General features: G+C 58.7%; 20 protein-coding genes. 5 read left to right on the top strand and 15 right to left on the bottom strand.

Annotation, left to right across the window (positions count from 1 at the left end; all coding sequences use genetic code 11):
• Window positions 1-129: 129 nt before the first annotated feature.
• From DHV10_RS00720 to DHV10_RS00685, 7 genes are all read right to left on the bottom strand, one after another.
• Window positions 130-453: a hypothetical protein gene (locus DHV10_RS00720; protein ID WP_162601089.1), complete on the bottom strand. Its 324-nt coding sequence runs from the start codon at window positions 451-453 to the stop codon at window positions 130-132.
• A 676-nt stretch (window positions 454-1129) separates the two neighbouring features.
• Window positions 1130-1876 carry a succinate dehydrogenase iron-sulfur subunit gene (sdhB, locus tag DHV10_RS00710; protein ID WP_109484407.1) on the bottom strand — a complete coding sequence of 249 codons (747 nt, stop codon included), beginning with the start codon at window positions 1874-1876 and terminating at the stop codon, window positions 1130-1132.
• A gap of 38 nt (window positions 1877-1914) precedes the next feature.
• Window positions 1915-2214 carry a YciI family protein gene (locus DHV10_RS00705; protein ID WP_338042556.1) on the bottom strand — a complete coding sequence of 100 codons (300 nt, stop codon included), beginning with the start codon at window positions 2212-2214 and terminating at the stop codon, window positions 1915-1917.
• Window positions 2215-2223: 9 nt separating this feature from the next.
• Complete coding sequence (gene sdhA / locus DHV10_RS00700; RefSeq protein WP_109484405.1) at window positions 2224-4002, bottom strand: succinate dehydrogenase flavoprotein subunit; 1779 nt, start codon at window positions 4000-4002, stop codon at window positions 2224-2226.
• A gap of 51 nt (window positions 4003-4053) precedes the next feature.
• Complete coding sequence (locus DHV10_RS00695; protein WP_109484404.1) at window positions 4054-4530, bottom strand: carboxymuconolactone decarboxylase family protein; 477 nt, start codon at window positions 4528-4530, stop codon at window positions 4054-4056.
• Between the two features lie 10 nt (window positions 4531-4540).
• Window positions 4541-5296 carry a succinate dehydrogenase/fumarate reductase transmembrane subunit gene (locus DHV10_RS00690; protein WP_109484403.1) on the bottom strand — a complete coding sequence of 252 codons (756 nt, stop codon included), beginning with the start codon at window positions 5294-5296 and terminating at the stop codon, window positions 4541-4543.
• Between the two features lie 237 nt (window positions 5297-5533).
• Window positions 5534-6157 carry a non-canonical purine NTP pyrophosphatase gene (locus tag DHV10_RS00685; protein WP_109484402.1) on the bottom strand — a complete coding sequence of 208 codons (624 nt, stop codon included), beginning with the start codon at window positions 6155-6157 and terminating at the stop codon, window positions 5534-5536.
• A gap of 60 nt (window positions 6158-6217) precedes the next feature.
• Between DHV10_RS00685 and DHV10_RS00680 the strand changes: the two genes are divergently transcribed.
• Window positions 6218-6889: a hypothetical protein gene (locus tag DHV10_RS00680; RefSeq protein ID WP_162601088.1), complete on the top strand. Its 672-nt coding sequence runs from the start codon at window positions 6218-6220 to the stop codon at window positions 6887-6889.
• Between the two features lie 46 nt (window positions 6890-6935).
• Here the strand turns inward: DHV10_RS00680 and DHV10_RS00675 are convergent, their stop codons facing one another.
• Window positions 6936-9578, bottom strand: coding sequence for a beta-glucosidase family protein (locus tag DHV10_RS00675; RefSeq protein WP_109484400.1), 2643 nt, complete (start codon window positions 9576-9578; stop codon window positions 6936-6938).
• Window positions 9579-9816: 238 nt separating this feature from the next.
• Entirely contained in the window at window positions 9817-10998 is a 1182-nt protein-coding gene (locus DHV10_RS00670) for a GntR family transcriptional regulator (protein ID WP_109484399.1), read from the bottom strand.
• A 221-nt stretch (window positions 10999-11219) separates the two neighbouring features.
• Between DHV10_RS00670 and DHV10_RS00665 the strand changes: the two genes are divergently transcribed.
• The 4 genes from DHV10_RS00665 to DHV10_RS00650 all read left to right on the top strand — a co-directional run bounded on the left by DHV10_RS00665 (window position 11220) and on the right by DHV10_RS00650 (window position 16517).
• Window positions 11220-12236, top strand: a complete 1017-nt coding sequence (locus tag DHV10_RS00665) for a PGN_0703 family putative restriction endonuclease (protein ID WP_109484398.1) — start codon at window positions 11220-11222, stop codon at window positions 12234-12236.
• Window positions 12237-12308: 72 nt separating this feature from the next.
• Window positions 12309-14873 carry a glycoside hydrolase family 31 protein gene (locus DHV10_RS00660; protein WP_109484397.1) on the top strand — a complete coding sequence of 855 codons (2565 nt, stop codon included), beginning with the start codon at window positions 12309-12311 and terminating at the stop codon, window positions 14871-14873.
• An 84-nt stretch (window positions 14874-14957) separates the two neighbouring features.
• Window positions 14958-15653 (top strand): phosphoribosylformylglycinamidine synthase subunit PurQ, encoded by a 696-nt coding sequence (purQ, locus tag DHV10_RS00655; protein WP_109484396.1) that lies wholly within the window; start codon window positions 14958-14960, stop codon window positions 15651-15653.
• A gap of 27 nt (window positions 15654-15680) precedes the next feature.
• Complete coding sequence (locus tag DHV10_RS00650) at window positions 15681-16517, top strand: tyrosine-protein phosphatase (protein WP_109484395.1); 837 nt, start codon at window positions 15681-15683, stop codon at window positions 16515-16517.
• 10 nt (window positions 16518-16527) lie between these two features.
• Here the strand turns inward: DHV10_RS00650 and DHV10_RS00645 are convergent, their stop codons facing one another.
• The 6 genes from DHV10_RS00645 to DHV10_RS00620 all read right to left on the bottom strand — a co-directional run bounded on the left by DHV10_RS00645 (window position 16528) and on the right by DHV10_RS00620 (window position 22713).
• Window positions 16528-17265: an SDR family NAD(P)-dependent oxidoreductase gene (locus DHV10_RS00645; RefSeq protein ID WP_109484394.1), complete on the bottom strand. Its 738-nt coding sequence runs from the start codon at window positions 17263-17265 to the stop codon at window positions 16528-16530.
• Between the two features lie 31 nt (window positions 17266-17296).
• On the bottom strand, window positions 17297-17830 hold the full coding sequence (locus tag DHV10_RS00640) for a hypothetical protein (protein WP_162601087.1): 534 nt from the start codon (window positions 17828-17830) through the stop codon (window positions 17297-17299).
• 96 nt (window positions 17831-17926) lie between these two features.
• The gene (locus DHV10_RS00635; RefSeq protein ID WP_239461235.1) at window positions 17927-18598 is read right to left on the bottom strand and encodes a BON domain-containing protein; all 672 of its coding nucleotides are present in this window, start codon (window positions 18596-18598) and stop codon (window positions 17927-17929) included.
• Window positions 18599-18759: 161 nt separating this feature from the next.
• Window positions 18760-20187: a nitronate monooxygenase gene (locus tag DHV10_RS00630; protein ID WP_109484392.1), complete on the bottom strand. Its 1428-nt coding sequence runs from the start codon at window positions 20185-20187 to the stop codon at window positions 18760-18762.
• Window positions 20188-20830: 643 nt separating this feature from the next.
• Complete coding sequence (locus tag DHV10_RS00625) at window positions 20831-21361, bottom strand: hypothetical protein (protein ID WP_109484391.1); 531 nt, start codon at window positions 21359-21361, stop codon at window positions 20831-20833.
• Between the two features lie 92 nt (window positions 21362-21453).
• Window positions 21454-22713, bottom strand: coding sequence for a magnesium transporter MgtE N-terminal domain-containing protein (locus tag DHV10_RS00620; RefSeq protein ID WP_109484390.1), 1260 nt, complete (start codon window positions 22711-22713; stop codon window positions 21454-21456).
• Between the last annotated feature and the right edge of the window lie 117 nt (window positions 22714-22830).

Below are 22830 nucleotides of genomic sequence, written 5' to 3'. Positions count from 1 at the left end.
TGGGGGTGGTAAGCGAAGAATCTGCGTTTGTATTTCTCGCTGTCCACGTGTGGAATGCGCAAGTTCTTGCTCTCAACTTCCGCATCGCCGGTCACTCGCGCTGAGCACGAGTTCACTTGAAACCGGAACTCACATCCTGCCAATCGAAGTTGGTTTCTCCGGCGGACCCAACGAACGGCGGATCGCGACCACCAAACCTACTGGAGTGGCGGATACAAACCCGTAGAGTATGGCATTGCTTACAAAGCTGATGAAAAGGCTGAATCCGGCAGACGGCCCACCGAGGTCTGCCATTGCCACGATTATGGTGGGCCACAGCATGACTAGGCGAGGATGCGTCAGCAGAACGCCGTCCATCCCCACTGCGAACATCAGATAGACGGCGCAGAAGAAGCCGAGGGCCGCGCCGATGGCAAATGTGAACAACACAGGATGTGAACGCCACATTCGCATTTTGCGGTGTTTCTCCGGTGCCTCATTTTACGGGGTTTTCTGCGTAATGTCTGGATGGTCGGCGACTGAGACACTGAGGCCACTTTCTTGGCGAGTCTTTTTGATCGACACCGAAATGTCGCCGGTGTTCAAGGACACTTGGCCTCTCTCCTTAGAGTCGCGGGAGCGTGCTAGAACAATTCCTGCAAACCTCTCTCCGCCAGAGGTCAAGAGCCGCCGAACGCGACCCCCCTTAAGCTCCTGATTACAAACAGAAAAATCCTTCGCCCGTTTTGCAGTCCAATTCGCCCATTTCGTCATACTGAATCTATGCACGCGAACCTGACCAAATCCGCCCATACCAGCGAATCTCTCGTCGCTCAGTCCTCTCCGCCTTCATCCCTGCTCCTAACTCCTTTGTAATGAAACAGCTTGCGAGTTACTCCAATCCTAAGACACACTTAGAGCCATAGCCCCGCCCTAAGCCGAAGAAAGCAGCACACTTGTCATCAAGATATATGGGTGGGGGAGGGGGTAGGCGAAGCGCTACAGACATACTTGTAACCGAGCATCGCGCCATACAACGAGGCCCCTAAAATTCTCACAACCGCACTGCGAGCGTTGTGCAGCCAACCGAATCAGAAAAATGAAAGGGCACAGGTCCCCCTGTGCCCTTGGTTGTTTCTTGATCCTTGAATTATCCGCGCAGGAAGTCCTTCATCTTTTGCACCACGACATCCCGGCCGACATCCGAAATCGCATTCGTCAGCGGAATCTGCTTCGGACAGGCCTCAACGCAGTTCTGCGCATACCCGCACTCCTGGATGCCGCCGTCCCCGGCCAGTGCGCGAAGCCGTTCTTCCTTGAAGACCTTCCCGGTTGGATGGTTGTTGAAGAGTTTCACCTGGGCGATCGTCGCAGCGCCAACGAACCCGGTAGCTTCATTGAACTGCGGACACACTTCCATGCAGCAGGTGCACGAAATGCAGTTCGACAGCGGATAATTCGCTTCCTGCTGCTGCGGGAAAACGCGCGGACCAGATCCAAGATCATAAGTGCCGTCGACGGGAACCCACGCCTTCACCCGCATCAGGTTTTCGAACAGCACCGAACGATCGACCTGCAGATCGCGCACCAGTGGGAACTTCGAAAGCGGCTCGATCTTGATGGGCTGCTCGAGATTCTCGACCAGAGCCGAGCACGCCATGCGTGCTTTGCCGTTGATCCTCATCGCGCACGAGCCGCAGATCTCCTCGAGGCAGTTGGAGTCGTACGTGATCGGCGTCGTTGCCTTGCCGTCCGCCGTGACGGGATTGGCGGCAATCTCCATCATCGCCGAAATGACGTTCATCCCCTGGCGCCACTCGAGTTCGAAGTTTTCCCACACTGCCGGCGCTTCGGGTCCGGCCTGTCGCTTGATTTCGAATTTGACGGTCTTTGCCATTGTTCCTCAATACAGCTTCAGCTCTTAGCGATCAGCTTTCAGCCTTTTAGACCCGAGTGCACTGCGCGCATGGGCCAGTAATCGTAGTGGTTGATTGTTTTCGCGGGATCGCCATCGATCAGCGCGCGAAGTTGATTTTCGCTTTCCGCGTGGACGACTCCGATGCCGTACACACCCGACGGATCCATCACCGGACCAAACACGATTGCAGTTCCCTTCTGCATCAGATCGGTCCAGTAGCCAACATGTTGCTGCATGATCTGGCGTTCCTCGGGGCTCATATCCTGCGAGAATGTCGGACGCGGCGGAGTTAGTTTCAGAAAGAAATGCTCACTCAAAGCGTTCCTCTATTTGGCTGCGTCGTAACGGCGCGGCCTTGGTTTGATGAATTGAGTGTCCACGTCTTCATACTCGAAGCGCGGTCCCTCAGGTGCGCCGGTAAAGCTGGCTTTGGTTGTCTTCAGGAACTTCTCGTCGTTGCGCTCCGGGAAATCCGGCTTGTAGTGCGCGCCCCGCGACTCGTCGCGCAGCAGCGCGCCTTGCACGATCACGCGTGAGAGTTCCAGCATGTTGTAGAGCTGGCGTGTGAACGCGAAACTCGTGTTCGCCCACTGCGTCCGATCCGCAAGGCTTACGTTCTGGAACCGATCGAGCAGCTCGACGATCTTTTCGTCGGCCTGCTTGAGACCTTTGTTATAACGGATCACCGTTGCGTGCTCGGTCATCGTCACGCCGAGTTCGCGCCAGATGCGGAAGGGATTCTCGTTGCCTTCGTTCTTCAGCAACTGCTGGTTCATCTCGGTCTGCCGCGCAATTTCGGCAGCAGCGCCACCGTCTCCCTCGGCCGCATCGACGTTCTTCGCGTACTTCAGCGCGATCGGCCCCACCGAAAATCCGCCGAATATGCAACTCACCAGTGAGTTTGCGCCCAGTCGATTCGCGCCGTGATATTGGTACTCGCACTCGCCGCACGCGAACAAGCCTGGAATGTTCGTCATTTGGTTGTTGTCCACCCAGAGCCCGCCCATGGTGTAGTGCATGCCTGGGAAAATCTTCATCGGAACTTCGCGCGGATCGTCGCCAACAAACTTCTCGTAGATCTCGAGAATGCCTTCCAACTTGCGGTTCAGCGTCTCGCGATCGATATGCGTCAGGTCCAGGTAGACCATCGGCTGCCCATCGATCCCCAGCCCATGCTCGTAAACGATCTCGTGGATAGCTCGCGTCGCAACGTCGCGCGGAACCAGGTTGCCGTACTTCGGATACCACTCCTCAAGGAAGTAATAGCGCTCCGACTCCGGAATCTGCTTGACCGGCCGCTTGTCTCCCGGCGTACGCGGAACCCAGACCCGTCCGCCCTCGCCGCGCGCCGACTCAGACATGAGGCGCAGCTTGTCTTCCCCAGGTATGGACGTCGGATGCACCTGAATGAATTCGCCATTGGCGTAGTAGGCGCCCTGCTGGAACACGGCCGACTGCGCCGATCCCGTGCAGACCACCGAATTGGTGCTCTTGCCGAAAATAGCTCCGTTGCCGCCAGTCGCGAGGATCACCGCTTCAGCCTGGAATGCGCGAACCTCCATCGTGCGCAGGTTCATGGCAACGATGCCCCGGCAGGCTCCCTTTCCGTCAACGATCGCGGAAAGGAACTCCCAACCCTCGTACTTGTGCACGTGCCCATCAACTTCGTAACGGCGTACCTGCTCATCCAAGGCGTACAGCAACTGCTGTCCGGTGGTGGCGCCTGCAAAAGCCGTGCGGTGATAGAGCGTCCCGCCAAACCGGCGGAAATCGAGAAGCCCCTCTGGAGTGCGATTGAACGGAACGCCCATGCGATCCAGCAGATCGATGATGCCCGGAGCCGCTTCGCACATTGCCTTTACCGGCGTCTGATTGGCAAGAAAGTCTCCACCGTAAATTGTGTCGTCAAAGTGCTGCCAGGTTGTGTCGCCTTCGCCCTTCAGGTTCTTCGCCGCGTTGATGCCCCCCTGCGCGCAGACCGAATGCGAGCGCTTCACCGGAACGATAGAAAACAGATCTACGTGACCGCCGGCTTCGGCAATCTTGATCACTGCTGCGAGCCCGGCCAAACCTCCGCCAACCACGATGATTCTGGGTGCTGCCATTGAAGTCCTTTCAAAGCTGGCGGCCAGCGCACTGCCGCCTGCGAAACAAAGCTAGGAACCAGCAGGAATCGGCGGCGCAAAACGCAGCGGAGCCGCTACCCGGTTCCAGAAGTTGATCTGGCCGATGGCCGTGGTTAGGAAAGCTACTTCACGTTCCGAGAACTGCGCCGCCACGCGTGCGAACGCTTCATCATCGATATGGTGCCGCGCCAGCAACGTGACGTGTTCTGCCCAGTCAAGTGCGGCAGTCTCGCGCTCGTTGTAGATGTCCGCCTCTCTCCAAGTCGCAAGAAGGTCGAGTTTGGCAGCCGGAATGTTCAGCTTTCGCGCGTCGTTCAGGTGGTACTGCACGCAGAACGCGCATCCGTTCAGTTGCGAGGCCCGAATCTTCAGCAATTCGATGAGTTCAGGCTCGAGCCCCGACTTGCGCAAGGCATGGCTGATGGCGGCCATCCCTGTGCCCATCTCGGGAATGATGCTCTGGAACGTCTTGTAGTCGATCCGCGCGTTACTTGCAGTTTCGAGCATTGAGTCCTTTTCAGACCGCGGCTGGTGTTAACGCGGCTGTTCGCAACACTGCGACCGGAGCGATCTCCGGAGCATTGCGAGCTTCCGGCCTGACGAACGCCCAGATGCTTGCCAGTCCCATGAAGAGCAGGATCACTCCGAAGGCTGCGCATATATAGCCGAACCGCTTGCGCGCGACCTCGCCGGGAGTAATGCCCCACTTCGCCGCGAACAGCCAGATGCCGTATGCGAAGTGCCAGCAGATGGCGATCATCGCGATCACGTAGACAGCGAGCATCACCGGGTTACTGAGTTCGACCTGCACTTTGTGAAATGCCGCGCCTGGGTTCTCCGGCAGACTGATGCCCATGAAGCGCTGCCTCAGCACGTGCTGGATGATGTACGCGGTCGCAATCAGCCCGGTCCAGCGCTGTGCGACATACATCCAGTTCCCCGCCCACGGGTAATACACCACGTTCGACTTGCCGCGGAACCAGATGTAGAGGCCGTAAAACGCATGATAGGCAATAGGAATGAAAATGAAAGTCCACTCGAGCACGCGAACAAGTGGAAGCGCATTGAGGAACTTCACCTGGGCGCCGTACGCCGATGGTCCCTTGAGCGCTTCAAAGTTAGAAAGCAGATGCTCGATGAAGAATGCGCCGATCGGAATAATGCCGAGCAGCGAGTGGAGTTTGCGCCATATAAAGCTTGTTCCCTTCGCGGCGCGAATCGGCTGCACGCCTGCGCGAACCTTGGGCGTGGCAGGATTTTGGGCTGTTGCCATGAAGAAGGGTCTCCTAAGTGCTTCGGGTGCAGAATCCGGAGCGGTGCCTGTATCAGATTGAGGGACGGCGTATCTCTTCCAATTCCAAGGGCATTATTCGTAACGCAGATAAGGATCGTCAAGCACGCGGGCCCTGCTCTATTCGGCAGATGAAACTTTCCGTACTGCTGTGAGCGGAAGCAGGGATAATTCGCTCTCAACCCGCTGCTCTCGGCAGTGGGGTTGAGAGCGTGAATATCAGAGACGTAGTTGTCGTAGTAGATCCTCCAACGCCCTTCCGCGGTGGCTCAGCGTGAGTTTCGTCTCGAGGTCGATTTCTGCCATGGTTCGCTCGAGATCTGGAAGATAGAAAAGAGGGTCATAACCGAAACCTCCAGTCCCACGAGGCGCATTCAGAACTACACCCTCAACCGAGCCGTCACTTGTGTGCTCGACACGGCCATCCCTTGCGGCAACGAGAACGCAATGATATCGAGCACCTCGCTGCTCCGCACCCAAGTCTCCCAACCGTTGCAACAGAACCATATTGTTCCAGACATCGGTATTGTCGTTTGCATCGGGTGAATCGACGAGCCCGGCATCTGCCGCAAACCGGGCAGAGCGCACGCCCGGGGCCCCATCGAGTGCGTCGACCTCCAGACCGGAATCATCCGCAAGCACCAGTTCGCCAGGCGCGAACTGCGAATAGTAAACCGCCTTGATCGTGGCATTCGCAGCGAAAGAATCCCCGTCTTCCTCCGGAGCTTCGATTTCCGCCAGGCCAGGCAGGGGCTCCAGACAGACCCGATGCGCTTGAGCGGCAGTCTGAAAATCGCGCAGTTTTCCTGGATTTGTAGTTGCAACGTACAGGCGTAGGCCCATATCAGGAGTGTAACCGCCCTAATCTCGCCATTCCGCCGCTACCAGTTCTCGCGACAAGCGGTGCGGCAAAATACGATGGTCGATGCGCGGCTGCGCAATCCGCCGACCACGTCTCGGCCACATCTGCGAGACTTTGAGACCACGGAGAAGGCATTGAAGTTCTGGGGCGTTTACAAACTCATGGTCGGAATACTCGCTGCAGCCGAGTCCTTGCTCGGTATTCTCCGCAGCTCGAATCCGCCGGAGATGACCGTGTGGGCGCCCGTCACCATTGCTGCTTCCGTTCTGCTCGCAATCGATGGGTTGAGTCAAATTCTGCCGAACGTCAACCGCTGGATCTATGTCGCCTTGGCAGGTTCGATCCCGGTATTGATGGCAGCCGCGTCTGGGATTTGGCCCGAACGCCTGTGGGTGTTCACCGTTGTAATCGGGTTTCTGCAGTGGGCCTTTCACAGGTTAGAGCGAACCAGCAATCGAGCGGAGATCGGCTCCCTCGCCTGCTGCGTGGCGCTCATCTGCTCGCTGGCAAACACGACTTTCATGATGTTCCGCGCCTATTGGGATGAGCCTCAGTTCTGGCCGCTTTCGCAGATCTTCAGATTCATGCTGCCGATTGCTCTGCCTTGGACACTCATCGTCATACTGCTTCTGCACACGCTGAGCACAGCGCGCGCAGCCAACCCTGATCGCGGAGACGATACGCGAATGGCGACACAGGCTGCTGACGATTGAACCACGAAAACGCCGGAGCGCCGCACTCCGGCCTCCCAAACGAAATCTACTCGATCGCCTGATTCAACCGCAGGTCGCGAGACGAGCCTCCAATGCTCACAGTACGCTTGCCGCTAGCTGTAATCCACTTCTGCTCTTTCGTCGACCAGTACTGCAGCTGCCGCTGAGCCACATGCAGAGTGACAGTTTTGCTCTCGTTGGGGCCGAAGTGAATCCGGTCGAACGCCACCAGCGCCCGAACTGGAAACTGCACCCCATCCGGAGCGTCACTTGGCGCGCCGAGGTAAACCTGCGGCACCTCGTCTGACGCCACAGGCCCCTTATTCTTGATGTTCACCTTCACATCGAGCCCGCCATCGGAAGCCTTTGAGACCGCAAGGCCCGAGTAGTCGAACGTCGTATAGCTCAGGCCATGTCCAAACGCGAAAAGCGGCTCGATACCCTCCTTGTCGAACCACCGATACCCGACGTTCACGCCTTCGCTGTAGATGGTCTTCTTCTCAGGCGGCTTCTTGCTGCGCTCGGGATGCTTCGGGTCCGTAGCCGGGTAGTCCTCGAGGCGTTTGCCCCAGGTCACGGGAAGGCGTCCCGCCGGGCTCGTTTTGCCGAGCAGGATGTTTGCGGTCGACCATCCGCCTTCATCGCCCGGCCACCACATCTGCAGCACAGCCTTCACCTTGTCCACCCACGGCAGGGCCACAGGCTGGCTCGTATTCAAAACCACCACTGTGTTCGGATTTGCCGCCGCGACCTCCTCCACAAGCTTGTCCTGATCGCCCGGAATCCCGAAGACGGGCTGTAGCCGGGTCCACACAAACACTACCGCGATCTCCGCGTGCTTTGCCGATTCGATCGCATGATCGTGATCAGCCTTCCGCTGCTCAGGCGTGTACCAGTTCAACCGCACCTGCACCGGCGCTCCTGAAGTATCCAATGATGTGCTGACCTCGATCGCGTGCGGCCCGGCGCTCAGGTCTACTGCTCGCCGCACATTATCAAGACTGTCGGTCGTCGGAATCGCGTTATCCTGATTTGCCTGAAGAATATCTCCGTGAACACCACCCTGAAATGCCCCCGTGGCAGCTAGTCGCTTCCCATCGAGCTTGATCACGGCATTCGTGCCGAGCGCCTGGAGGTAGAACCAGTACGTTCCAGCATGCGGCGGGGTCAATATTCCCTTCCAGGTCACAATCGAGTTGGGGGGCAGCGCGTTGTGGCCTTTCAGCGTGAAATCAAGCGTCGCATCCGTCCGTGTTTCTCCTGATTTTGTGCTTCGCAGCAGGCCTTGTTGTCCGTCATGGCTCAGCACGCTTGCAGGCACAGGCGAGCCCGTCATATCGTCGTCCACCGCGAAAGCTATGTCTGAGACTCCGGAGATCTTCTTCATTACTGCAAGCGGACCCACCTGCCGCTCCGGCAGACCAACTGAACGCTCCCCGTTGATTCCGATCGAATCCACCTGTGCTGCCGTCGGCCCGATCAACACCACCGAATCCAGATCCTCGTGCTTCAGCGGCAGAATGCTTCCTTCGTTCTTCAGCAGCACGGCCGCATCTTCGCCGGTCTTCTCAATGATCTTTGCATTCTCTTCAATCGCCTGTTTTGTTACCTCATGTTTCGACTGTCCATCGAGATAACCGAAATGAACGATCTCATAGAGCACGCGGCCTGCCGCGCGATTCACGTCAGCCTCGGTCACAGTTCCGTCTTTCAGCGCCTCCGGCATCTTCTTCGGGCTTAGCTTCACGCCCCAATTTCCACCGCTGAAATCACGCTTCTCCACCGGCTCTTCGGGGATATGGCCGCCGAACATGTCAGCATTGTCCTGAAACGCCGAAGGAGAAGGAGGAGGCGGCACAGGACGCGAATCGAAGAATGACGAAATCGTGAACCCGTGGTTGTTCGGATCGGGCTCCCCAGGCATCTCCATGTCCAGCCCCGCCTTGATGAAGTCCACCGCGTGCACTGCGCCCCAGTCCGACGTTACGAATCCCTTGAACCCTAATTGATCGCGAAGAATCGTCGTCAGTGTCTCTTTATTGCCGCACGCGAATGTGCCGTTCAGACGGTTGTAAGAGCACATAATCGATGCCACGCCGGCTTTGATCGCCGCGTCGAACGGCGCCACATACACCTCATGAAGCGTCTGGTCGTCAATGAACGTATTCTCGTTATCGGAGTCGTAGCCCACATAGTGCTTGATCTGCGCCATTACGTGTTGCGACTGAATGCCCTTCACCTCGGCTACTCCCATCTGCGAGGTCAGGAATGGGTCTTCGCCGAACGTGTTGTAGCCGCGGCCGAACTGCAGATCCCTGTCGATATTCACAAAGGGCTGCAGCGAGACATCGATCCCCAGCGCACGATCTTCGCGGCCGATAACGACACCGTTATCCTGCGCATCTTTCACGCTGAACGTCGCTGCGACCCCCATGGTCGCCGTCTCACCTTGCGAGGGATGACGAGTCAAAACTCCCGGCGGCCCGTCCGCAAATCGCAATCCCGGTATCCCCAGCCTGGGAACGCCCGCGAGATATCCCGCCTGCCCCTGGTATACCTTCGGATCCTCCTGAGTACCGTGGATCAGCGTCAGCTTTTCCTCAAGCGTCATCTGGCTTAGGAGCTTGTCCACACGTGAATCACCGGTTACAACGGGGACGTTCTGCGCTACCAGGCAGGTTGCGCCCATCACAGCCAGACTCCCGGCCAGCAGTACACCGCTACTTGCCGGCAAAGTTCGCCCGATGCGGAATAGATTATTCAGAAGCACTCTTGTCCCCTCGCTGCATTTGAAGCCGATCAACGAGCGGTCGACCGGCCCCTATTAGGTTCACGGCAAGCAAGTGTATAGCAGCCGGGCTCGCCAGCGCTGTGCGCGATCCCGAGAGAACAAGGCAAGCAACTCGCCGTCAAATGCACATGGAAAGTCACTCGCCGCCGTTGGCCCGATTTGTGCTTGCATCCAGGTGCGCCCCGCAAGATCGACGCACCACAAGCCGCACCGGGACCAGTACATCCCGTATCGGAAGCTTCGGTTGATCGAGCCGCTGCAGCATCGTCGCAATTGCCGCGGCTCCAATCCCCGCGCAGTCCTGGTGAACCGTTGTCAGCGGCACGGGCAACAAACTCGCATAACGCACATCATCCACGCCAATGATCCTGATCTCGCTTGGAATCTGTACACCGAATCCGATCAGGACCTGCATCAGCCTCGCGGCAGTTAGATCGTTTGCGCACACAATCCCGTCCGGCCGCGCCGAGTCCAGCACTTTGCGAACGAATGCCTCATCTGCAGCGCTCCCCCGATACACCGGATCACAATCCAGCTTCACCTCATGCACGCGCAGGGCTTCGTAGAATCCGGTGATTCGGGCATCTACCGTGTTCGCGGCCCGCTCTTCTCCCACGAATACGGGTCGCCGCGCTCCGTGCTCGAGCAAATGCGACGTCGCAATATAGCCAGCTCGCCGGTTGTCCACTCCAACCAGGTCGTGCGCAGACCGCTCGGGATATGGCATATAGCAGCGGTCCAGCAACACGAATGGAACCTGAGCCCGGTCCAGAATCCGCGCGATGCGCCGGTTTGCCGCATCCTTCTCGCTCGCCAGTTCGAGCGGCGCAAAGAAAACGCCTGACACCCTCTTTTCTATGAATGATTCCGCCACTTGCTCTGCAGCCTTCGCGCTGTCCTCGACCGAAGTCGACGAGTTCCCCCACAGCAGCGCATCCGGTTTCGCGAACTGCGCGCGCATCATGCCGTTGCAGATGGGCTCGAAGATCTCCGTCAGTCCCAACTCCGGAATCAACAGTCCGAAAGTTCGCCCGCTTTGCTTCTTCTCTCCTAGTACATGCGTCCCTGCGCCCGGTCGCCGCGTTACCAAGCCCATCCGCTGCAAATCGTGCACAGCCTTCGCCACAGTGATCCGCGAAGCTTCAAACAGCTTGCCCAGTTCTGCTTCGCTCGGCAGCCGATCCCCGGACTTCAACACACCCGACTCAATGTTCGCCAGCAGGTGTTCATACACCCGCCGATGTTTCGAAACGCGGCCGCTTCCTTCATGTTCAGCAGGGGGTACTAAATTGCTGGACGCCTTTCGTGATCGTGACATTCGCTCTCTTCGAAACAGCAGCTTCCCTGCCGTCCTCTTCCAGAACCTTAGAAGAATGCCTTACTCTTTGTCGATCCAAATGTCTATACATTCACTGATCTACAGATAGGTAAGTTGTTCCTTCCGAAGAAGCCCAGCCGGCGCGCGGCGCATCGCAACGCAGGGAATCGTCGAAGCACAACCTCGACTCTCCGTGTCAGCACCTCACGTAATCTGAGAGGATGAGCGGCGCATTCTCCTTCGCGGCCCAACTCCGGGCTGAGCTCGCCGAACGAAACCGCCTTCACGCCCGCGCTCATCTGCACGTCGAGAGCTACGGCAGCGAACCCGTCGTTGTATATGCGCCCGAAGAAGGCAGACACGGCAACTTCTTCCCACCGGCGTACGAGGCCATCCTCGGCTCTCCCGATTGGTTCCGTCGCTTCGACAAGATTCACTCGCACGGACGCTCTCTGCCCAAGCCCTTCGACTTGTCGCGCAAGTGGCGCGAACTCGACTCATCCATGAGTTCCGATGCGCTGCTGATGAATGTCTTCTGCACACCTGAGGTTGCGAACTCTCCCGCGATTCACTCCATGCTTGGTGTTACGACGGATGCGCGACCCGATTTCGGCTGGAAAGCGCGCGTCCCCCTCCGCAGCGGCAGAGTCGACCGTACCGAGGTTGACATGTGCTGGGGCGACCTCGTGGTCGAGGCGAAGCTCACTGAGTCTGATTTTCAATGCCGCGAAGCGACCATCGTCGAGGGGTATCGCGATCTCGATGAAGTCTTTGACCGCGACCTGCTTCCGAAAACTCAGATCCGAACGAGACGTCGCCGCGCCGCTATCGAATTCGCCGAGCAGTTCACTCAGGAGTGGGAGGCGCCCGTCGAGGGTGCCGAGGATGTGGCCCGGGCATTCCACGCACAGCTCGAGTCGGACGCCGATGCGCAGCAGCCCTGGGACCCGGGATACGCCGGTTATCAGCTCATCCGGAACGTCCTTGCAGCGTATGCCACCGGGTATAGCTTCTGCGTCATCCACGATGCACGCAGACCAGATCTGCGCGAGGCGTGGTTCTCGGTGATGCGCGCCGTCCGAACGGCGGAGATGCGAACTCGCTGTAAGGTGCTCACCTGGCAGGAACTGGTTCCATTGCTACCTGCGGAGCTTCGCAATTTCCTTGATTCGAAATACGGAATCGCTGCACCCGGCAGCCTCGCTGCAGGACCGGCCGGCGATTCCCTTCGACTTTGAAGCGGTTCTCAGAGGCTCCGGTCACCCTTTATCCTTGCTACCGACCATCAACTGGCTCCCAAGAGGTGCTGAGTGATCAGAGCGAAGTGCTCGTCTTTTGCTGTTCTTGTAACCCTGCTGTCAGCCGCAACCGCGCAACTCACCGTCCATGCAGTCGCCCAACCAAGAACCGGCTCCGTTCGCCTGGAGCGTGTCACAGCATCCCACCCGCTTCCCAATGGCATCGAACTTCGATCTGCCACGGCAATCATTCAGATCACCGCGCTCCGCGATGACGTCCTCCGCATGCGTGTGGGCACCTCAGGCCAGTTGCCCGAAGACGCATCGTGGGCCGTCCTTCCCGCCTCCCGCACCGCGACCACAAACGTCACGTCTGAGTCGACAGGCGCAACAGTCGGCTTCAAGACCGCCAAACTCCACGTTGCGATCCACAAAGACCCCTTCGGCATCAACGTCACAGATAGCGCTGGACACGTCATCATTCAGGATCTGCCCAGCCGCGCAATCGAGTTTCACGGCGCTTCTTTTCGGGTGTACATGAAGTCGCCCGAAGACGAGCACTACTTCGGTCTTGGCGACAAGCCCGGCCCGCTCGACCGACGCAGCGAGGCCTTCACCGACTGGAATACCGACGCGTTCGGGTGGCAGCAGTCCACCGATCCCATCTACAAGTCCATCCCATGGTTCATCACCTTTCGCAAAGGTGTCTGCGCGGGCATTTTCCTCGACAATACCTTCCGTTCCAGCTTCGAATTCAACAAGGAATATCGCGACGCTTACTCCTTCGGCTCCGAAGGCGGGCCCCTCGACTTCTATCTCGTCTACGGTCCGGAACCCAAACAAGTGCTCGAAAACTGGGCGTGGCTCGTCGGCACCACTCCGATGCCGCCAATGTGGGCGCTCGGTTATCAGCAATCGCGATACAGCTATTACCCCGAAGCCGAAGTGAAGCGCATTGTTGGCCGTCTTCGCAGCGAGCGAATACCGGCGGACGTCATCTGGCTCGACATCGACTTTCAGTACAAAAACTGGCCCTTCACGGTCGACCCCGAACGTTTTCCCACCTTCGAGCAGATGATCAAGGACCTCCGCGCAGAGCACATCCGCACCGTCGTCATCACCGATCTCCACATCGCCGACCAGCCCCTTGCCCACTACAAGCCCTTCGACGAAGGCATCGCCGGCGACCACTTCGTCAAGAATCCGGACGGCTCTATCTACGAGGGTGTGGTCTGGCCGGGCAAGGCCGTCTTCCCGGATTTCACGCACAAGCCCTCACGCGACTGGTGGGGCACCCTCTATGCCGACTTCGTGAAAAAAGGAGTCGCTGGCTTCTGGAATGACATGAACGAGCCTGCCGTATTCCTCGTTCCCTCCAAAACCATGCCGGACGACACGCAGCACCGCATCGAGGAACCCGGCTTCACCACACGAACCACCAATCACCTGGAAGTGCACAACATCTTCGGCTTGGAAAATTCGCGCGGCACCTTTGAAGGTCTGCTCAAACTCCAGCCGAATCTCCGCCCCTTTGTGATGACCCGAGCCAGCTTCGCCGGAGGCCACCGCTACGCCGCAACCTGGACGGGCGACAACTCCAGCACATGGGACCATCTCCGCCAGACAACGCCCCAGATCGTGAACCTCGGCCTCAGCGGTTTCGCCATGACGGGCGCCGATGTCGGCGGATTCGCCGGATCACCTCAATCAGAACTGCTCACGCGCTGGATCGAGGTGGCAGCCTTCCATCCCATCGACCGCGATCACACCGCCACCGGAACCAACCCGCAGGAGCCCTGGGAAAACGGCACCGCCGAAGACGTGAGCCTCCGCCGCCGCTATATCGAAGAGCGCTATCGCCTCATGCCGTACCTCTACACCACCACCGAAGAGATGAGCAGAACCGGCCTCCCGATCATGCGTCCCCTCTTCATGGAATTTCCTCACGGCGCAGCCGACGGCGGCCCGATCGATCTCAGTACAGGCAATGCCTTCATGGTCGGTTCGGACCTTCTCGTCGCACAAAGCCCTTATCCCGACGAAGTCGATGACTACGCGGTAGCCCTGCCGCCATCCACTTGGTACGACTACTGGACCGGGTCCCGCATCGATCCAACCTCAGGCCGCAAAGGTATCGACAACGCTGCGATCTCTCAGCCCGAGGTTCATATCCATCGCACCCTCGAAACCCTGCCTATCTTCGTGCGTGCTGGCTCCGTCATCCCCGAACAGCCTCTGGTCCAGAGCACGGAAGAACAGCCTCAAGGTCCTCTCACTTTGCGCGTCTACCCGCCCACCACATTCGGAGCCGAGTGCAGCGGATCCCTCTATCTCGACGATGGCATCAGCTACGACTTTAAGAAGGGCGACTTTCTGCGTGTTAACTTCGCCTGCCGCCTCAGCGCACAAGGGCTCATTGTCACAGTTGCGCCACGCGAAGGCACTTTCCAGCCCTGGTGGAAATTGTTATCCATCGAGGTCTACGGGGCCGCCAAGCCCTACACGAGCGCGAGCGTAACGCTTCTCGATCACCCCGCCGCCAGCCCGGTCACCACCAACTTCGACGCTGAGCACCATCGCGTCACCGCACTCGTTAGCGACGACCCGAAAGGAGTACAGCTGCAGCTGACGTACTGACATCCACGCGGGAGCCTTATCCAGCGGGTTCCCGCCTGTAGCTGCAACGCTCTCCTCGTTCAACAAACTGATACCCTAGAAGGTATGAAATTCGGCGTCCTCGTCTTCCCGGGATCCAACTGCGACCACGACACCTACAACGTCATCGCCGAAATCGCCCACCAGCCCGTCACTTTCCTCTGGCACGACTCCGACGATCTCCAGGGAGTTGACGCGGTGCTGGTGCCCGGCGGTTTCGCCTACGGCGACTATCTTCGGACAGGCGCCATCGCGCGCTTCTCGCCGGTCATGGGTGCAGTCCAGAAGTTCGCTGCCGGAGGCGGTCTCGTCCTCGGCATCTGCAACGGCTTCCAAATCCTTGCGGAGTCCGGTCTGCTGCCCGGGGCGCTCATGCGCAACGCCGGACTCAAGTACATCTGCAAGCAGGTCCACCTTCGCACCGAGACAACCAACAGCCCTTTCACCAACAAGCTCAACAAAGGGCAGGTTCTTCAAATTCCTATCGGCCATATGGAAGGCAATTACTTCTGCACGCCGGAAGAACTCAGCAGGCTCGAGTCGGAAGACCGTATCGCCTTCCGCTACTCCACTCCTCAAGGCGAAATCACCCCCGAAGCAAACCCTAACGGATCACTTTCAAACATTGCGGGCATCCTTAACGAAGGGCGCAACGTTCTCGGCATGATGCCCCACCCCGATCGCTCCAGCGAAAACTTGCTTGGCTCGAGCGATGGGTGGAAAATCTTCGAGTCCATGATCGAAGCTCTGGCGACTCACTAGGCCCATGAAAGCGAGGGCCCGGCATTCATGATCGACATCCACACGCACCTCATCTACGGCGTAGACGACGGTGCTCCTGATCTGAAGACCGCGATGGAACTCACCCAGATGGCAATCGACGAGGGCGTCACGCACCTCGTCTGCACTCCTCACGCCAGCGATCGATACCCATACCAGCCCGAGATCAACCAGATTCGCCTTGAGGAGCTTCGATCGGAATTTGCCGGGCAGATCGCCTTCAGCCTAGCGTGCGACTTCCACATGAACGCCGCCAACATCGAGGACGCCATCGCAAACCCGCTTCGCTACTCGATCGACGGCAAGGGCTATCTCCTCATCGAATTCCCTGACCTGCTTATCCCCAATCAGCTTGTCGATGCCATGCGCCACCTGCGGGCGGCCGGATATACGCTCATCATTACGCACCCCGAGCGGAACACCGTCCTTCAGCAGAACCCGGAGCGCCTTGCCGACTTCATGCGCGACGGATGCCTTGTCCAGGTGACTTCCGCATCCATCTATGGACGCTTCGGCAAGGTCGCCAAGGCGTTCGCTGACGCGCTGCTCGAGCGAAACTGGATTCACTTCATGGCCAGCGACGCGCATCACCCCGAGTGGCGTCCTCTGCACATGAAGAAGGGTTACAACTACGTGGCCGAGAAAGCCGGGGAGGAAACCGCGCGCAGGCTTTACATCACGAATCCCCAAGCTGCAGTCGAAGGCGCGAAGTGGCCGGTGCAGCCTGAGCCAACCGGTCTGTGGCAGGACGCGCCGCTTGAGTTCGATGCCGCGGGAAAAAGTCGGTCGAGCAGGAAGAACGCATCGGAAAAAGGATTCTTCAGCCGTCTATTCGGCCGAGGATAGGGACCGGAAGCTAAAGCCCGAGCCCACCGTCAACCGCCAGAACTTGGCCGGTGATGAAGTTCGTCGCTGTCGCAAAAAACAGCACCGCGTCCGCGACATCCCGTGCAGTCCCATTGCGCTTCAACGGTGTCTTTGCGGCGAAGTGTTCGGCCTCTTGTCGGGTTTCCGCTTCGCCCAGATCAATATAGCCGGGAGCTACGCAATTGACGGCCACCTCTGGCGCAAAAGCCCTTGCCATCGTCTGCGTGAGCATGTGCAGCGCGGCTTTCGATGAACAGTAGTGCGCGTGGCTTGCCCATGCGTGAATGCCGCCAAGCGATCCGATATTGATGATGCGTCCGTGTGTCTTACGAAGGTGCGAAATTGCCTGCCGCGCGAGCAGAAACGGCCCGCGCGCATTCGTCGCAAACACGTCATCCCATTGCTCGAGCGTCAGCTGGTCCAGCGGAACGGACTGAAACACACCGGCATTATTGACCACCACGTCCAGATGCCCGTGGAAGTTAACAGCCGCGACAACTGCATCCCTCACCGACTGTTCCGTACGCACATCGCACTCGACCGCGATAGCCAGGCGTCCGAGGTCCTTGATTTCCCTGATTGTCTCTTCTGCTTCGTGCCGCGACTTAAGGTAGGTGATCGTAACCTCTGCACCGGCAGCGGCGAGGTTGAGTGCGATCTCACGGCCTATGCGGCGCGCTCCTCCCGTGACCAGCGCCGACTTTCCAAGAAGTGGTTCGCTGGTCATGGGTTCCCTCTGAGATCGTGCCTGGGTTCTGCTACTTCGACTGCGGCTTCGGATCGGGAGCGGCAGGCGGGGCAGGCTTATCCTTCTGCTGGTCCTGCTTATCTTTGTCCTGGTCAGGCTCGACAGGGGCGTTTCCGTCCTTGCCGTCGTGTTCCTTATAGATGGAGTACTGCTCGGTCGGGCGCTTCATCTTCACATCGAACGCCATCTCCGGCTTGTCGATTTTGTAATCCTGCCCGTAAGTCTGAAAACCCTTCGCGATGATCTGGAGCCGCATCACGGAGCCGATGGGCAGCACGTCGATTACGGACTTGCCATCCTCATTCGTCTTCAGCTCCATGTTGCCTTTATCGCCATCCATGTCCACATGAAAGATCACGGCGGCGTTCTCGATGGGTTGAGAATCCGAGGCGCGCAGAACGGTGACTTCAATCTTCGCGGTAGGCGGTGGCGGTTTGTACTTCCGGCCACGGCGGGTCTTTTCTTGCGCACAAAGACTGGCTCCGGCCATGACCAGCAGAGCGACCATGACCGTCAGATAACGATGAAAGCGACGGGACAACATGCCTGCATTGTATCCGCTGCAAACCTCAGCAGGCGAGTGCCCCTTCGCCTCGGCTTTCCCGTTCAGTCCCGTCCCGAATTCCCATCCTTGCAAGAGCTACTTACCGTTGTCTTTGCCGGCAACCTGCAGGTCGTTATCGACCGAAAAAACTCCCGAGGTCGAGTTTGCCTGGATCGCTGCAATATCCGCATCGGTCTTGCTGTCCACGACTCCGGTCAGTATGACGTTCCCGTTATTCACGATGATATGGATCGCGTTGTACCCGATCGGAGGATCAGCGGTAATGCCGCCAGCTTCTCTCGCCACCGAGGGGCCTTCGCCAAATCCCGGAGGCGCGCTCGTGTACTTTCGCAGCGTCGGCTGCGAGTAGATCCTTCGATACACCGACCACCGGATGCGGTCATCATTGGGAGATGGCGGCAGGACCTGGATCTCGTTATCGACTCCTTCGACGCCTTCAATCCCCTTCACAACCTTTTCCGCTTCCGACTTCAGAGTCGGCCGTGACGCATAGCCCTTCAGCACGACCGTTTTGCCCTTGAATGCAAACCTCAGCGAATCGAAAACGCTGTAGTCGGGAAGGCTGGTGAGTTTGCTTCGAATCTGCTTGACGATATTGGCTGCCAGTTCAGGCGACCAGGTGTTGCTGTTATCTTGCTCGGCTGCGGCGTTGCTCTGCGCTGTTGCGTTCCCGTTCTGAGCAACAAGTACCGATGGCGTTAAGACCAGGGCGGCACATAGGCTCGCCAGAAATGTAGCTCTCTTCACATCCGCTCTCCATCCATTGAATTTCACTCCAGCTACATCGGATGCAGAGCGACAAGGAAACGTGCATTTGCCCCGTTAAGGTGCACCTAAGGAAATGTTGTGATTCCGCTGGGTATTCACGCGAAGCAATCTTGGGCGTTTTCGCGACGCCGCAGACAGCCTCAAACAGGCTTGCGGACTAAAGCATTCACCACGTCCGCAGCCCGGTAGCTCTCGGCGCCGGGGTCAAGGAAAGCGGCAACCCGGTTCACGTCATCGCCTACCGTGACCAAGGGGGGCTCGGCCACTCCGTCGGCACGAGTTTGAGGATGGCCGATGTTCGCCAGCAGCGCGTTGCAGAGGCACTTTCTTCCGACAGTCTCCTCGATCTTTCCGCCCTTCGCGACGAAGGAGCTTTCGGGTTCCGCCGCGCAGCGATACGCGATCTTGCCGTCTTCGGTCCAGTAGGCTTCGCGGAGATAGCCAAGGTCGCAGACCCGGGTGCGGGCGGCGGCCACTCCTGCCTCGGAGTAGGTGCCGGGGAGCTGCGCCACCTTGAACGGGAAGCCCGTCGGCGATGCTACCGGATCGGTAAACACCTTCGAACTTCCCTGAGCAGCCTGACTTACAAGCATCTTTTTGAGATCGTGCCGCAGTCCGGATTCTTCGCTGAACGCGAAGGCAGTCCCAACTTGTACGCCGGCGGCACCTTCAGCTAATGCCTCACTGAGCTTCTCGGCGCTTCCATATCCACCTGCCATCCAGAATGGAACGCCAAGCTTTCTCAACTCCGCGAGATCGACGCGATCGCGCTCTCCGTAAACCGGCTGGCCTGTCGAATCCAGCGCGCCTTTGCCACGCGGCGGAGCATTGTGGCCGCCTGCGGTCGGGCTCTCGATGATGAATCCGTCAACGTGGCCCGAAGCACGACGCAGCATCGTCGAAGCAAGCGTGTTGGAGGAGACGATCGCCAGAAACTTGGGCCGCTCCAACTGCGGCAGGGGGCCCTCGGCGTATTCCTGCGGATCGAACCGCATCATCGTGTCGGCATCCGAAGGCGCTCCGGTGACTGCCAGCTTGTATTCGGCGGGTTTGCCTGCGGCGAAATCGTCAAGGACGCCGGGGATGTGCAGAGGAATTCCTGCGCCCATCAGCACGTATCCGACACCGGCGAGCATCGCTCCGTAGATTGAAGCGAGATGCGGCAATTGGACCTTCTCCAGAAAATTCACGCCGACCTTGTTCAGGTGCCCTTCGCGAGCCAGAAATATCTCGACGAAGTTGCTGACCATCAGCAGTTCGATCAGCTTGCGCGAGTCGTTCCGCTGGTGCATGGGCGTCGTGGGATATGCGGTTCCCGAGGGCTTGCCGCCTGCTTGAAAGTACTCAGTCCAGATCCGCTTCGCCATCTCCGGAAATGGAAACGCGTCGAAGCCGCGGCGCATGTGGCCACCTTCATCACCGTCGGCGAGCCGGCGAACCAGCACCTGATCGAGCGCCGTGCCGGACACGACGCCAAGCTGCCCAAGCCGCGACACGGCCTGGGCGAGCCTCCAGTTCGACACACCAACCCCCATGCCGCCCTGAATGATCTTTGGCAATTGAAACATCGGCGCATTCTTTCACATCTGGCAAGCGAAGGTCAGTGACATTCAACCCAAAGAACGGCTTGTTGCAATGTCTTTTCTCTGCCGGTCAAAAGCGTCGAGTCGCGGAGTCATTGAGGCCGGACGACCAGAAGGAGACTTACGCAGCGAGGACCACTTACAAAGGCAAGCCGACGATCGGAGGTACATCGGCTCGCTGCTGCTGACGTTTGCTCAATCTGTGATGCACAGGTCTCGAGGGGTATCCCTACCCCCATACATCTTGTGAGCAAGTTCCCTGCTTTCAACAGCATACGGAGGGGGAGGTTACTCCGAGTGTATCGAGTGATTGGACTTACGCACAAGGTGTTTCATGACAAAAGACTTAGAGCAGGGGACGAGAGGACAGCGGACAAGCGAACGAGGGACGAGGGACGAGGGAGCGAGTGAACACGGCAACAGAGAGCATCGTGAGTTCCCTGCCCACAATGTTCTTCTCTGCTCTCATAGTTCAAGTATGACGAAATTGTCGAATCAGACTGCAAACGGGACGAAGTTTTTCTTTCGTTTGGAATCAGGAGCTTAGATCGGTTTCTGAATCGCAAGCTCTTGACCTTACGCCGAGCACGGCGATTTCTTCGTGCTGATCCTCAAAGAATCTGACGTTTCAATCCCACGGCGTTTCTTTAAAGGCCTGGGCCATTCCGGGGTAGAACGCCAGATATCCGCAGATGATGAGATTCATCGCGATGGTCGTGAAGAAGGATGCCGTTTGAGCGGGGGCCATCGGGGTCGGAGATCCTGAAGCGTGATCTGCCACATAATTGCCCAGCATCTTCGCTGCCGTCGCACCCGACAGAAACATGACGAACCACCGCGCGCGCCAGTCGCGCGTGTACCAACGCCAGGCCGTGATCGCGTAGAGCGCCGCGCTGAGATAGAACACGCCTTCGGGCGGCATCTGCCTGGGCCACGCGTCGAAGTTGTTCGAGATGAACGTGGCCACGCCGGTCTCCGGTGCGAGACCCACAATGAGCGCAAAGATGAGGTTCGCTGCGGCCCGAAAGACAAGCAGCCAGACAAACAGCTTGATTAGAACCGGCAGCTTGACCGGATCGACCCAGTCACCCCGATCGGTGCGCGGACCCTTCTGCTCCTCCCTCGGAACATACGTCCGAATCCCATCCCTCGGCGGCACAGGTATCTCCTCCTCCAAACGGTAAAGCTCTCACCCAAAAAGAGCAGTCCGCTACTTTCTGATCACTGACAACTGAGCACTGACAACTGTTCTTACAGCTTCTCCCGCAGGAAGCTGATCACGTGATCGGCCTGCACCACGCCCACCATGCGTCCCGCTTTGTCCACCACAGGCAGCGCGTGCAGGTTGTACTTATCGAACATTTCCGCCAGATCCAGCTGCCTCATATCCGCCGGACACGACAGCACCCGGGCATCGGCGAGCACCGTGAGCTTCGTGTCGGGCTGCGCAACGATGAGCCGCGCCAGCGGCACTGCCCCGCGCACCACTCGCTTCTCGTCGAGCAGGTAAATCTCGGTCACTGCTTCCACATCGCCGTCGTAGCTGCGCAGCGCCGGACCCACCTGCGATACCACCGCGTCTGTGCCCAGATAAACGAAGTCTGTGGTCATGGCGCCTGCCGCAGAGTTCTCGTCGAACTCCAGCAGTTCCTCGACCTCTTGCCGCTCCTCCGGCTCCATCTCCTCGAGAATGGCGTCGGATCGATCTTCCGGCAGCTCGGCCAGCAGATCGGCTGCCGCACCCGGATCCATCTCTTCGACGATGTCGGCGATCTTTTCTTCGTCGAGCTTTTCAAGGAGCGAAACCTGCAGCTTTGGATCGACCTCTTCCAGCGTCTCTGCCGCCACCTCTTCATCGAGCGAGGTGAAGACCGCCTCGCGCTCTGCAGGGCTCAGATCCTCGAGGATCTCCGCCAGATCGGACGGATGCATCTCGGCGAGCCGCTCGTATTCTATGCGCAGCTTCACGCGCCGGGCGGGGTCTACTTCGATCACGTCGACGAACTGCCAGGGAATTCCGCGCTCCTTGAACCGCCGCGCCAGTTGATCGAGCGTCGTTTTCGGCAGCACTCCTTTGAAGACTCTTCGAAACGCCCCGCGAAGTCCGACTTCAACCTCGGCAACGCGAAGCAGATGAGCCTGTCCTTCTCCCATCCATTCCAGGTCGACATCGTTCACGCGAACAACTTTGCGGCCATGGATGTCGATGATCTGCCGGTCGACAAGATCCTGCTGCAGGTAGATGTACGTCCCCTGCTCGCCGTTCAGCGGGGTAATCGCGCTGGTCGACAGAACCTGAAGCGTCCCGGCTGCGGTTTCCCTAACCTCTTGCGACGGAACCAGCGCCAGCCCCGCGCGCGTCTTCAGAACCAGTCCTGCGACCTTTCCGGCGTCGGCTCCAGTGGCGACCGCAATGTCTTTCAACCTGCCGCACACGGCACCCTGCGCGTCGGTGACTGGCGTGCCGAGCAGCGCAGTTAAACTGACGCGGGTTGTCGTGCGGTGGTTCATACGTCGAGTGTACTGCGCTCACGAGACGTCCCGCAGGACCTGACCGGGCGAAGGAGCCGGATGGCTGATCGACAACTTCTTGCTTGCTGTTCGGCGCCACGTTCGTATCGCTCGACG

This window comes from Occallatibacter savannae (assembly GCF_003131205.1).
In the GTDB taxonomy this organism is placed as follows: domain Bacteria; phylum Acidobacteriota; class Terriglobia; order Terriglobales; family Acidobacteriaceae; genus Telmatobacter; species Telmatobacter savannae.
This window is presented reverse-complemented; position numbering and strand designations above follow the sequence as displayed.